Annotated in this window: 8 protein-coding genes; 2 read left to right on the top strand and 6 right to left on the bottom strand. The window is 68.2% G+C overall.

Annotation, left to right across the window (positions count from 1 at the left end):
- Positions 1 to 31 precede the first annotated feature (31 nt).
- On the bottom strand, positions 32 to 841 hold the full coding sequence (locus NQV17_RS23715) for a 5'-methylthioadenosine/adenosylhomocysteine nucleosidase (protein ID WP_257774098.1): 810 nt from the start codon (positions 839 to 841) through the stop codon (positions 32 to 34).
- The gene (locus tag NQV17_RS23710; RefSeq protein WP_257774097.1) at positions 838 to 3,201 is read right to left on the bottom strand and encodes a UvrD-helicase domain-containing protein; all 2,364 of its coding nucleotides are present in this window, start codon (positions 3,199 to 3,201) and stop codon (positions 838 to 840) included. The genes NQV17_RS23715 and NQV17_RS23710 overlap by 4 nt, the downstream gene beginning before the upstream one ends.
- Before the next feature lie 214 nt (positions 3,202 to 3,415).
- On the opposite strand from NQV17_RS23710, the gene NQV17_RS23705 reads away from it, so the two are divergent.
- Complete coding sequence (locus NQV17_RS23705) at positions 3,416 to 6,283, top strand: valine--tRNA ligase (RefSeq protein ID WP_257774096.1); 2,868 nt, start codon at positions 3,416 to 3,418, stop codon at positions 6,281 to 6,283.
- A gap of 87 nt (positions 6,284 to 6,370) precedes the next feature.
- On the top strand, positions 6,371 to 7,255 hold the full coding sequence (gene galU, locus NQV17_RS23700; protein WP_124523042.1) for a UTP--glucose-1-phosphate uridylyltransferase GalU: 885 nt from the start codon (positions 6,371 to 6,373) through the stop codon (positions 7,253 to 7,255).
- Between the two features lie 59 nt (positions 7,256 to 7,314).
- On the opposite strand, the gene NQV17_RS23695 is transcribed toward galU, so the two are convergent.
- The 4 genes from NQV17_RS23695 to NQV17_RS23680 are packed head-to-tail and all read right to left on the bottom strand — an operon-like array spanning position 7,315 to position 12,427.
- Complete coding sequence (locus NQV17_RS23695) at positions 7,315 to 7,929, bottom strand: DUF4136 domain-containing protein (RefSeq protein WP_257774095.1); 615 nt, start codon at positions 7,927 to 7,929, stop codon at positions 7,315 to 7,317.
- Between the two features lie 37 nt (positions 7,930 to 7,966).
- Positions 7,967 to 10,354 carry a CHASE2 domain-containing protein gene (locus tag NQV17_RS23690; RefSeq protein ID WP_257774094.1) on the bottom strand — a complete coding sequence of 796 codons (2,388 nt, stop codon included), beginning with the start codon at positions 10,352 to 10,354 and terminating at the stop codon, positions 7,967 to 7,969.
- Positions 10,355 to 10,364: 10 nt separating this feature from the next.
- Positions 10,365 to 11,726 carry a FecR domain-containing protein gene (locus NQV17_RS23685; RefSeq protein ID WP_257774093.1) on the bottom strand — a complete coding sequence of 454 codons (1,362 nt, stop codon included), beginning with the start codon at positions 11,724 to 11,726 and terminating at the stop codon, positions 10,365 to 10,367.
- Positions 11,723 to 12,427, bottom strand: a complete 705-nt coding sequence (locus tag NQV17_RS23680) for a response regulator transcription factor (RefSeq protein ID WP_006490421.1) — start codon at positions 12,425 to 12,427, stop codon at positions 11,723 to 11,725. The genes NQV17_RS23685 and NQV17_RS23680 overlap by 4 nt, the downstream gene beginning before the upstream one ends.
- Positions 12,428 to 12,525 lie beyond the last annotated feature (98 nt).

Below are 12,525 nucleotides of genomic sequence, written 5' to 3'. Positions count from 1 at the left end.
CGTGGCACCGGCCTGCGACTTCAGGACTTGCCTACACGACGGCTGCACCATTCTCCGTCGCATGCAACGTCAGGAACCGCTTGAGGATGCCGGACGAATAGCTGCTCGCGATCGCCGACAGGAAGTGCGAGAACGACTGCGTCGCGTGATCGTCGGCCGTATCGGAGATCGTGCGCACGATGGCGAACGGCACGTCGTGTTCGGCGCATACCTGCGCGATCGCCGCGCCTTCCATCTCGACCGCGAGCGCGTCCGGCAGCGCGTCGCGCAGCGCGACGACTTCCCGCTCGCTCGACACGAAGCGGTCGCCGCTGATGATCAGCCCGCCATGCAGCGTCCCGCCGGCGAGCCCGAAACGCGCGGCGAACTGCGCGCCCTCCTCGGCGACGAACAGCGTGCACGCGGCCTTCAGGCGGGCCGTCAGCGCCGCGTCGGTCGCGAACCGCGTGATGCCGAGCAACGGCACCTCGTAGCGCGGAAACAGCGGCGACGCATCGAGATCGTGCTGCAGCAGCGTATCGGCGACGACAACGTCGCCGATACGCACCGTGCGCGCCACGCCGCCGGCGACACCGGTGAACACGACGCCGGACACGCCGAACACATGGATCAGCGCACTGACGGTGGCGGAGGCCGCGACCTTGCCGACCCGCGCGAGCGTGACGACGCAGGCCGCGCCGTGCACGGTGCCGACGTGGTAATCGCGGCGGCCGAGCGTGATCGTCTTCATCACGCCGTCGGCGCGCATCGCGGCGATCAGGTCGCCGAGTTCCTCGGGCAGCGCGGCCAGAATGCCGAGCGGACGCGTCGATACCGTTTCAACCATGTCGATGCTCATCATTCCACCGCCTGCAGTTTCGCGACCGCCAGCGCGAGCCACTTCTCGCCGTGCCGCTTGAACTTCACCTGCGCCTTCGCATCGGCGCCGCTGCCTTCGAGCGCGGTGACCGTGCCCTCGCCGAACTTGGTATGGAAGACCGGCTGGCCGACGCGGAAACCGGTGTCGGCCGCGCGCTGCTTGTTCGCGAAGGCCGGCAGCGGCGCGGTGACCGCCGCGTCGACGACCTGCTCGCGGCTGCCGCCGCCCGGCCGCGCGAACCAGTCGCGCCCCCAGCCGGCGTTGTCCGAGCGGCCGCCCCAGCGCGAGCCGGCCTCTACCTTCGGCGTGAGCCACTTCAGCACGTGCTCCGGCAGTTCGTCGAAGAAGCGCGAGCGCACGTTGTAGCGCGTCTGGCCGTGCAGCATCCGGCTCTGCGCGAACGACAGGTAGAGCCGCTCCTTCGCGCGCGTGATCGCGACGTACATCAGCCGGCGCTCTTCCTCGAGGCCGTCCGATTCGAGCACGCTGTTCTCGTGCGGGAACAGCCCTTCCTCGAGGCCGGTGATGAACACGGCCGAGAATTCGAGGCCCTTCGACGCGTGCACCGTCATCAGCTGCACCGCGTCCTGGCCGGCCTGCGCCTGGTTGTCGCCGGCTTCCAGCGACGCGTGCGACAGGAAGCCCGCGAGCGGCGTCATCGTGTCGGGGTTCTGCGCGGGGTCGCCGAGCGGCGCCGGGTCGAGCACGTCGACCGACGGATCGCCTGCGTCCATGCGGAGCTCCGGCGCCGCGATCGCGCCCGCGCGCAGCGGAATCGAGCGGGCCGGTGCGTCGAGCCCGTAGCCTTCCTCGCTGACGAACGCGGTGGCCGCGTTCACGAGTTCCTGCAGGTTCTCGAGGCGGTCTTGGCCTTCGCGCTCGCCCTGGTAGAAATCGGCGAGGCCGCTCGCACGCACGACGTACTCGACCGTCTCCGGCAGGCTCATCTGCTGCGTCTCGGCGCGCATCTTCGCGATCAGGGTCGCGAACGCGCCGAGGCTCGTGCCGGCCTTGCCGGTCACGTACGGAATCGCGGCGGCCATCGAGCAGTCGTACAGGCGCGCGGCGTCCGCGAGCTGCTCGATCGAGCGCGCGCCGATCCCGCGCGTCGGGAAATTCACGACGCGCACGAACGCGGTGTCGTCGTTCGGGTTGTCGATCAGCCGCAGGTACGCGAGCGCGTGCTTCACTTCCTGGCGCTCGAAGAAGCGCAGGCCGCCGTACACGCGATACGGAATGCCCGACGTCATCAGCGTGTGCTCGATCGCGCGCGACTGCGCGTTGCTGCGGTACAGGACGGCCACCTCGCTGCGCGACATCCCGGTGTTGATCAGCGAGCGGATCTCCTCGACGATCCAGCCGGCCTCCTGCGCATCGGTGCTCGCCTCGTACACGCGCACGGGCTCGCCGTGGCCGGCGTCGGTGCGCAGGTTCTTGCCGAGGCGATGCGCGTTGTTCGAGATCAGCTGGTTCGCCGCGTCGAGGATGTTGCCGTGCGACCGGTAGTTCTGCTCGAGCTTGATCAGGTTGCGCACGCGGAATTCGTCTTCGAAGTCGCGCATGTTGCCGACGTTCGCGCCGCGGAACGCATAGATCGACTGGTCGTCGTCGCCGACCGCGAAGATCGCGTTCTCGCCGCCCGCGAGCATCTTGAGCCACGCGTACTGCAGCTTGTTGGTGTCCTGGAACTCGTCGACGAGGATGTGCCTGAAACGCGCCTGGTAGTGCGCGCGCAGCGGCGCGTTGTACGCGAGCAGCTCGTAGCAGCGCAGCAGCAGCTCGGGGAAATCGACGACGCCCTCGCGCTGGCACTGCTGGTCGTACGCCTGGTACAGCTCGACGAACTTGCGGTTGAAGTTGTCGGACGCGTCGACCTTGTCGGGCCGCAGCCCCTGCTCCTTCGCGTTGTTGATGAAGTACTGGACGTTCTTCGGCGGGTATTTCTCGTCGTCGACGTTCGCCGCCTTCATCAGCCGCTTGATCGCCGACAGCTGGTCGGCCGTGTCGAGGATCTGGAAGGTCTGCGGCAGGCCGGCGTCGCGCCAGTGCGTGCGCAGCATCCGGTTGCACAGCCCGTGGAACGTGCCGATCCACATCCCGCGCGTGTCGATCGGCATCATCGCCGACAGCCGCGCCATCATCTCGCGCGCGGCCTTGTTCGTGAAGGTGACGGCGAGCACGGTGGCCGGCGATGCGTAGCCCTGCTGGATCAGCCACGCGATACGCGTGATCAGCACGCGGGTCTTGCCGCTGCCCGCCCCCGCGAGGATCAGCGCCGGTTCGTTCGGCAGCGTGACGGCGGCGTATTGTTCAGGGTTCAGATTGGCGAGCAGATCGGGCATGGAGCGGCAGCGGACGTGCGAGAAAAATGCGGACCCGCCATTATAAGTCGGCCGCGCGATGCCGTTTCCGATCCGTTGTGCCGCGGGCCGTCGCCCGCGCTGCGCGCCCCTTGCGACCCGCCCGCGCGGGCAAGCGATGGCTGGCCGATGTGCATCCATTTATAATTGTCAGATTCGGCATCCAATTCACGCATTTTTCGGCAGATTTCCAACCATGAGCGACAGCACGCTTGCGAAGAGTTTCGAGCCCCACACCATCGAGTCCCAATGGGGGCCGGAGTGGGAAAAACGCGGCTATGCCGCCCCGGCATTCGACCCGGCGCGTCCCGATTTCGCGATCCAGCTGCCGCCGCCGAACGTCACCGGCACGCTGCACATGGGCCACGCGTTCAACCAGACGATCATGGACGGCCTCGCCCGCTACCACCGGATGCTCGGCGAGAACACGCTGTGGGTGCCCGGCACCGACCACGCGGGGATCGCGACCCAGATCGTCGTCGAGCGCCAGCTCGACGCGCAGGGCGTGTCGCGCCATGACCTCGGCCGCGAGAAGTTCGTCGAGCGCGTGTGGGAGTGGAAGCAGCAGTCCGGCTCGACGATCACGGGCCAGGTGCGCCGCCTCGGCGCGTCGACCGACTGGTCGCGCGAATATTTCACGATGGACGACAAGATGTCGGCCGCCGTGCGCGACGTGTTCGTCACGCTCTACGAACAGGGCCTGATCTACCGCGGCAAGCGCCTCGTGAACTGGGATCCGGTGCTGCTCACCGCGGTGTCGGATCTCGAAGTCGCGAGCGAGGAGGAAAACGGCCACCTGTGGCACATCCGCTACCCGCTCGTCGACGGTTCGGGCTCGCTGACCGTCGCGACCACGCGTCCGGAAACGATGCTCGGCGACGTCGCGCTGATGGTCCACCCGGAAGACGAGCGCTACGCGCACCTGATCGGCAAGCTCGTCACGCTGCCGCTGACGGGCCGCGAGATCCCGGTGATCGCCGACGACTACGTCGACCGCGAGTTCGGCACGGGCGTCGTGAAGGTCACGCCCGCGCACGATTTCAACGACTACCAGGTCGGCCTGCGCCACAACCTCGCGCCGATCGAGATCCTGACGCTCGACGCGAAGATCAACGACAACGGCCCCGAGCAGTATCGCGGCCTCGACCGCTTCGACGCGCGCAAGGCAATCGTCGCCGACCTCGACGCGGAGGGCTTCCTCGACTCCGTGAAGCCGCACAAGCTGATGGTGCCGCGCGGCGACCGCACGGGCGTCGTGATCGAGCCGATGCTGACCGACCAGTGGTTCGTCGCGATGACGAAGCCGGCGCCGGAAGGCACGTTCAACCCGGGCAAGTCGATCACCGAAACGTCGCTCGACGTCGTGCGCAGCGGCCAGATCAAGTTCGTGCCGGAAAACTGGACGACCACCTACTACCAGTGGCTCGAGAACATCCAGGACTGGTGCATCTCGCGCCAGCTGTGGTGGGGCCACCAGATTCCCGCGTGGTACGGCGAGAACGGCGAGGTGTTCGTCGCACGCGACGAGGAAGAGGCGCGCGCGCAGGCCGCCGCGAAGGGCTACACCGGCGCGCTGAAGCGCGACGAGGACGTGCTCGACACGTGGTTCTCGTCGGCGCTCGTGCCGTTCTCGTCGCTCGGCTGGCCGAACGAAACGCCTGAACTCCAGCACTTCCTGCCGTCGTCGGTGCTCGTCACCGGCTTCGACATCATCTTCTTCTGGGTCGCCCGGATGGTGATGATGACGACGCACTTCACCGGCAAGGTGCCGTTCCACACCGTCTACGTGCACGGTCTCGTGCGCGACGCGGAAGGCCAGAAGATGTCGAAGAGCAAGGGCAACACGCTCGACCCGATCGACATCGTCGACGGCATCGACCTCGAGACGCTGGTCGCGAAGCGCACGACCGGCCTGATGAACCCGAAGCAGGCCGCCACCATCGAGAAGAAGACGCGCAAGGAATTCCCGGACGGCATCGCCGCGTTCGGCACCGACGCGCTGCGCTTCACGATGGCGTCGATGGCGACGCTCGGCCGCAACGTGAACTTCGACCTCGCGCGCTGCGAAGGCTATCGCAACTTCTGCAACAAGCTGTGGAACGCGACGCGCTTCGTGCTGATGAACTGCGAAGGCCACGACTGCGGCGCCGACAAGCCGGAAGTGTGCGGCGCGGGCGACTGCGGCCCCGGCGGCTACCTCGACTTCTCGGCGGCCGACCGCTGGATCGTGTCGCTCCTGCAGCGCACCGAGGCCGACATCGCGAAGGGCTTCGCCGATTACCGCTTCGACAACATCGCGACCAGCATCTACAAGTTCGTGTGGGACGAGTACTGCGACTGGTACCTCGAACTCGCGAAGGTGCAGATCCAGAACGGCACGCCGGAACAGCAGCGCGCGACGCGCCGCACGCTGCTGCGCGTGCTGGAAACGGTGCTGCGCCTCGCGCACCCGATCATCCCGTTCATCACCGAAGCGCTCTGGCAGAAGGTCGCGCCGCTCGCCGGCCGTTATCCGCAAGGCAAGGCCGACGGCGAAGCGTCGCTGATGACGCAGGCGTATCCGGTCGCGAACCTGCAGAAGATCGACGAGGCGTCCGAACAATGGGCGGCCGACCTGAAGGCGATCGTCGACGCGTGCCGCAACCTGCGCGGCGAGATGAACCTGTCGCCGGCGACCAAGGTGCCGCTGCTCGCGGCCGGCGATGCCGAGCGCCTGCGCTCGTTCGCGCCGTACGTGCAGGCGCTCGCGCGCCTGTCGGAAGTGCAGATCCTGGCCGACGAAGCGACCCTCGACAAGGAAGCGCACGGCGCGCCGATCGCGATCGTGGGCCCGAACAAGCTGGTGCTGAAGGTGGAAATCGACGTCGCGGCCGAACGCGAGCGCCTGTCGAAGGAAATCGCGCGCCTGACGGGCGAGATCGCGAAGTGCAATGCGAAGCTCGGCAACGAGGCGTTCGTCGCGAAAGCCCCGCCGGCCGTGGTCGAGCAGGAGCAGAAGCGCGTCGCCGAATTCCAGAGCACGCTGGAAAAACTGCGCGCTCAGCTCGATCGGTTGCCTGCGTAACAAACGGTAAGGTCGTTTGCGTTCACTATAATCGGAACGTGAACATAGGCTGTCTGACAAGTCGATTACAGGAATAAAGGTTCGATCATGTTGAAAGTCACCAAGGCGGTATTCCCCGTTGCCGGTCTTGGCACGCGGTTCCTCCCGGCAACGAAGGCGAGCCCGAAGGAAATGCTGCCCGTCGTCGACAAGCCGCTGATCCAGTACGCGGTCGAGGAAGCGATCGCCGCGGGCATCACCGAGATGATCTTCGTGACCGGGCGCAGCAAGCGCGCGATCGAGGATCACTTCGACAAGTCGTACGAGGTCGAGGCCGAACTCGAGGCGCGCGGCAAGGAGAAGCTGCTCGAGCTCGTGCGCAGCATCAAGCCGAGCCATGTCGACTGCTTCTACGTGCGCCAGCCGGAAGCGCTCGGCCTCGGCCATGCGGTGCTGTGCGCGGAGAAGCTCGTCGCCGACAACCCGTTCGCGGTGATCCTCGCCGACGACCTGCTCGACGGCAACCCGCCCGTGATGAAGCAGATGGTCGACGTGTTCGACCACTATCACAGCTCGGTGATCGGCGTGGAAGAGATCCCGCCGTCGGAGACGAAGTCGTACGGCATCGTCGACGGCAAGGAGTGGGAAGAGTCGATCGTCAAGATGTCGGCGATCGTCGAGAAACCGGAGCCGGAAGTCGCGCCGTCGAACCTCGGCGTGGTCGGCCGCTACATCCTGAAGCCGCGGATCTTCGAACACCTGCGTGCACTGAAGCCGGGCGCGGGCGGCGAGCTGCAGCTCACCGATGCGATCCAGGCGCTGCTCGCCGACGAACAGGTGCTGGCCTACAAGTACCAAGGCACGCGCTACGACTGCGGCAGCAAGCTCGGCTACCTGAAGGCGACAGTCGAGTTCGCGCTGCGCCACCCGGAAGTCGGCACCGAGTTCGACGCGTACCTGCGTGCGCGCGGCAACGGGCAACCGGCTGCCTGAACGCGGCATGGGCCGGCCTCGCCTCCCCGGCGGGCCGCCCTCGCCTCACGGCCGGCGCGTCAGCGCGTGACGGCCGGCTTCACCGAGACGACGCCCGGCATTGCGCCCGCGTCGTCTTTTTTCGTCTTCACGAGCCAGCCGTCGCCCTGCTCGAACGGCAGCTTCGCGAGCGCGCTCTTCACGAGCGTCGGCGCGGCCTGCTGCGTGAGCGCATCGCGATCGCGCAGCGACGCCGACACGCGATAGACGTCGACGCCCGTCTTCGCATCGACGAAACGCAGCGTCAGCACGTGGCGGTACACCTTGCCCGCGAACGGCAGCGCGAACGGCGCCGGTCCGTCGACGGTCACGCACGCGCTGCTTGCCGCGCCGCACTGGTCGGCCGTCGCCGCGACCGACGCCGGCTGCGTCGCATACGCGATCGACAGCCGGTAGCCCGCGGCCGGGCCGGGCTGCGCGTCGAAGCCGCGCTGCGCGAGCTCGTCGCGCACGAGCGTCTCTATCTGCCGGTATTCGGCATCGTCGGCCTGAGCGGCCGTGCGAACGAAATCGTAGCCGTGCGCACCGGATGCGAACGCATTCGGCTGCCCGAGCGCGCTCACGCCGGTCGTGACGCCGGCGCAACCCGTCAACAGCGACGCCGCCAGCGCGGCCGCTGCCCATTCCTTTCTCATGACTTCCCCCAAATGCCTGCCGTCGTGCCCGGCCCTGTCAGGCGGACGGCTCGTCGATCGCGGGCAGCGACACCGTCACCGCGGTGCCGACACCCACTTCGCTGTCGACCGTCACGCTGCCGCCGTGGCGCGTGACGACCGTCTTCACGAATGCCATGCCGAGCCCGGAGCCCGAGATTTCGGGCCGCTCGCCGGCATGGAACCGCTTGAAACGCTCGAACAGATGCTGCAGATCTTCCGGCGCGATGCCGTACCCCTGATCGCGAATCGTACAGAAGATCCGCTTCGATGCATGCTCGACCGTCAGCGTACACGCGATCACCGTGTCGGACGGACTGTATTTGACTGCGTTGTTCAGCAGGTTGACGAACGCGCGCGTGATCAGCGAGCGGTCGGCGCGCGTCCAGCACATGTCGGCCCCGGCGTCGGTCTCGATGCGGATGCGCTTTGCCTGCGCCTGCGGCCAGACTTCGTCGCTCGCGTCGATCAGCACGTCGACCAGGCTCGTCGGTTCGAGCTGGTACGCCTGCGACTCCGCGCGCGCCAGCTGCACGAACTCGTCGGCGAGCGACAGCGCACGGTGCGCATAGCGCTCGATCCGCGCGAGCAGCCCGCGCATCGCGTCGGTTTCGACGCGATCGCGCTCGATCTCGACGAGTGCGAGGATCGACGACTGCGGCGAGCGCATGTCGTGCGACAGCAGGTGCAGCGCCTCCTCGCGCTGCCGCTCGGCCGCGTGCAGCTCGGTCACGTCGACCAGACCGGCGATCCAGCCCGTCACGTGGCCCTGCGCGTTCGTACACGGGGCGTAGCGTAACAGATGGTCGAGCCCGTCGCGATCGCGCACCTCGATGCCGCGCGCCATCGCTTCGTCTTCGGCCCCGAGCGTCGGGTCGAGCGCGGCCGGCCAGTGGGCGCGGATCGTGACGTCGTGTTCGGCGTTGCCGTCGACGGTCTTCATGAAGGTCAGCTCGCCGAGCGCGGCGCGCAGCGGCCGCCCTTCCGGAACCGGCAGCGCGAGCCGCGAACCGTAGCGCTTCGCCGCATGGTTCGCGATCAGCACGGTGCCGGCCAGGTCGGTGACGAAGATCGGCTCCGGCATGCTGTCGAGGCTGTCCCACACGAAGCGCTTCATGTCCTGCACGCGCTGCGCGGCCTGCGCCATCAGCGCCATCTGCCGTTCGAGCACGTCGCCGCCGACGCTGCGCGTGCGCGGCGCCTCGGGCAGCAGGTGCGGCTCGTCGGCGAGCCGCTGCAGCTCGCGACGCAGGTACGACATCGTCATTTCCAGGCGCCGCCAGTTCCAGATCGGGTAGACGGCGACCAGCCCGAAGATGGCCGGCGCGGGCGACAGCCACACGCGCGCCTCGAACAGCAGCGCCAGGCTCGCGACGACGGCCAGCGCGGCCAGGCTCAGCGTCAGCAGCAGCGCGCGCCACGGCGACAGCATCAGGAAGCCGCCCAGCAGCACGGCGAGCGGCAGCAGCGATGCGGCGAAGAGTCCGGCCCGCGACGCAGGCAGGATCGCGCTGCCGGTCGTCAGCATGTCGAGCACGTTCGCATGGATGTACACGCCGGCGAGCGGACCGAAGTCGCCCGACACCGGCGTCGCGAAGCGGTCGAAGAGGCCCGACGCCGTCACGCCGACGACGACGATCTTGCCGCGCAGTGCGTCTGGTTTCACGCGCCCTTCGAGCACGTCGTCGAACGACAGCGTCGGATACGCGGGCGTGTTGCGGCTGAACGGAATCAGGTAGCGGCCGTCGCCGGTCGCGTCGCGCGACAGGTCGTGCGCATGCGCGCCGGGCGTGCCGCCGACCGGATGCAGCCGGCCGGCCTGGATCGCGCGGTAGACGGGCACCATCAGCTGCGGCCAGCGCACGCGTCCGTCGCTTTCGAACAGCGCGACGCTACGCACGATGCCGTCGGGATCGACTTCGAGATTGATGTGGCCGAGCCCCATCGTGCGTGCCGACAGCTCCGCCACCGGCGGATCGACGGTGCGCGTGCCGTCCGCCTGTTCGGGGCTCAGCAAGACGGGCAGGAAGGTCGGCACGCGGGCCATCGCGTCGGCGAACGCGCGATCCTCCGGCGACTGCTCGGTAAACAGCACGTCGTAGACGACCGCGGCCGGCTGCGCACGCGCCAGCGTGTCGAGCAGCCGCGCGTGCACGCTGCGCGGCCACGGCCAGCGGCCGAGTGCGGACACGCTCTGGTTGTCGATGTCGACGACGACGACGTCGGGCGACAGCGGCAGGCTGCGCAGCATCAGCAGCCGGTCGTAGATCAGCCCGTCGACGCTCGACGACAACCGGCCGAGCGCGCACGCGAGAATCACCGCGATCCCGAGGCAGCCGATCGCGATCCACTCGATCAGGAAGCGGCGGCCGAGGCGCCGCCGCGGAGAAACGGAGTCGGTTTTCATGCGCCGCGGGTCAGCGCGACAACGTAAACGCGCTGACCGGACTCGTCTTCTGATAGAACTTGCCGCCCTCGAACTCCTCGACCGTCACCGCCCAGTAGTAGTCGCCGGGCGGCAGGTGGGAGACCGTGATCCGGCGCGCCTGCAGGCCCATCTGGTCGACGACCGGCGCGCTCAGGTCCTTCGAGTGCGACAGCACGAACCGATAACGCGCGTCCTTGGCCGCGTCGTTCGGCGCCCAGCGGAACTCGTAGCCGTCCGGGCCGGGCGACGCGCTCGCATCGAGCCCCATCAGGCGCCGCTCGAACGCGTAAATGTGCGGCATGCCTTCGAGGCCGTTGTCGTCGATCGCGGAAATCCGGACGAAGTACGTGCCGTTCGGCACCTCGCGGAACACCGCGCGCGACGAGACCGTGCGCGTTTCGCTGAACAGTGCGAGCATGCCCGCGTCGCGCGCGAGTTGCAGGTGATAGGCATGCGCATGCTCGAGCGGCGCGACGTCGAACGTGAGGTCGGGCTCGTCCTGCACCTTGTCCGGATGCGTGAGCGCGGGCGCCGGCAGCAGCTGCACGGGTGCGCCGACCGCGCCGGACGACGTCGTGACGCTGCCGAAGTTCGCATGCACGAGCGTCGGGTCGGCCGGCTGCCGCTTGCCCGCGACGCCGACGGTGCCGTCGAGCACCTCGACACGCGTCGCCGCGTTGCCGGCGGCGTCGTAGTTCACGCGGAACCGCGTGCCGCGCACGCCGGCCACGACCGACGGCGAGCGGATCTGGAAGCGGTCGTCGCGCTTCTTCAGATGGGTGACCTCGCTGTCGACCGAGCCGCGCGTGAGCTCGAACTCGCGATCGAGCGTGCCGGTCAGCACGGTGCGGCGCAAGGTCTTCAGGTCGAGCTGGCTGTCGGGCGGCAGGCTCATGTGCGTGCCGTCGGCCAGTTCGAGCGTCAGGAAGCCGTTCGCGCCCGTGCGCACGCGGTCGCCCTCGGTCAGCGTCGCATCGTTCGCGAGCGGCGTGTACGCGTCGCCGGACGCGCGCTCGGCCGTGCCCTGCACCGCGACGACGCGCGCGGTCAGCTTTTCCTTGCGCAGCCGCGCGACCGGCAGCTTCAGCGCGATGTCGGGCTGCAGGTGTTTCGGCGCGGGCACGCCGTTGATCTGTTGCAGCAGCTGCCAGTCGTCCGGGCCCTGCAGGTAGCGCGCGGCGACGTCGTACAGCGTGTCGCCGGCATGCGTGCGGTAGACGACCATCTTGCCCGCGGCAGCGCTCGGCTGCGCGACGGCCTGCTGCGCCGCGAACGCAAACGCGACCGCGCACGCCGCGTGCAGTGCCGCCGTGCGCAGGCTCGCCGTGCGCCGCGTGATGCGCCGGGTCACTCCGGCTCTCCCTGGCCGACCCGCTCGAGCCGGTAGCCGTAGCCGTAGATCGGCGCGAGGCGATAGCCGTTTTCCGGCCGCAGGCCGAGCTTCGTGCGCAGCATCGAGATGTGCGTGTCCATCGTGCGCGACGGGATGTCGGTCGCCTGCTTCCACACGAGATCGAGAATGTGCGCGCGCGACAGCGGCCGGTCGAGGTGCTGGAACAGCAGCAGCGCGAGCTCGAATTCCTTCTGCGTGAGGCTCACGGCCTTGTCGCCGACATAGGCCTGCTTCAGGTTCACGTCGAAGCGGAACTGGTCGAACTCGCGAACGGTCGCCTCCGCGTTGACCGGATACGCGCGGCGCAGCAGCGAGCCGATGCGCGCGCGCAGGATCGGACCCGACACGGGCTTGACCACGTAATCGTCCGCGCCGGCGTTGAGGATCTGCGTGATCCCCGCCTCGTCGTCGCGGCTCGTCATGAAGATGATCGGCAGGCTGTGCTCGGTCTGGTTCGCACGCACCCACTTGAGCACTTCCTCGCCGGACATGTCGGGCACGTTCCAGTCGAGCACGAGCAGATCGAACGTCTCGCGCTGCAGACGCTTCTTCAGGGCCTTGCCTTCCTTGAACGCATAGCACGTGTGGCCGACGGCCGTCAGCGTTTGACTGACGAAATCCGTCTGGGCCGGATCATCATCCAGTACAGCAATTCTCATAGCACCCCGCAAATCGAAATCGATTCGTCCAGTTCAGCTCCCCGCACTCATCCCGCCGCGCAGCACGCGCGCGGCGCCCGACACCGGCCGGCGAGCCG

Origin of the sequence: Burkholderia sp. SCN-KJ (assembly GCF_024656005.1) — a bacterium.
In the GTDB taxonomy this organism is placed as follows: domain Bacteria; phylum Pseudomonadota; class Gammaproteobacteria; order Burkholderiales; family Burkholderiaceae; genus Burkholderia.
This window is presented reverse-complemented; position numbering and strand designations above follow the sequence as displayed.

Bases quoted from the DNA above. Each gene is read 5' to 3' on its own strand.
- NQV17_RS23715 (WP_257774098.1), bottom strand. From the start codon at position 841: ATGATGAGCATCGACATGGTTGAAACGGTATCGACGCGTCCGCTCGGC.
- NQV17_RS23710 (WP_257774097.1), bottom strand. From the start codon at position 3,201: ATGCCCGATCTGCTCGCCAATCTGAACCCTGAACAATACGCCGCCGTC.
- NQV17_RS23705 (WP_257774096.1), top strand. From the start codon at position 3,416: ATGAGCGACAGCACGCTTGCGAAGAGTTTCGAGCCCCACACCATCGAG.
- galU (WP_124523042.1), top strand. From the start codon at position 6,371: ATGTTGAAAGTCACCAAGGCGGTATTCCCCGTTGCCGGTCTTGGCACG.
- NQV17_RS23695 (WP_257774095.1), bottom strand. From the start codon at position 7,929: ATGAGAAAGGAATGGGCAGCGGCCGCGCTGGCGGCGTCGCTGTTGACG.
- NQV17_RS23690 (WP_257774094.1), bottom strand. From the start codon at position 10,354: ATGAAAACCGACTCCGTTTCTCCGCGGCGGCGCCTCGGCCGCCGCTTC.
- NQV17_RS23680 (WP_006490421.1), bottom strand. From the start codon at position 12,427: ATGAGAATTGCTGTACTGGATGATGATCCGGCCCAGACGGATTTCGTC.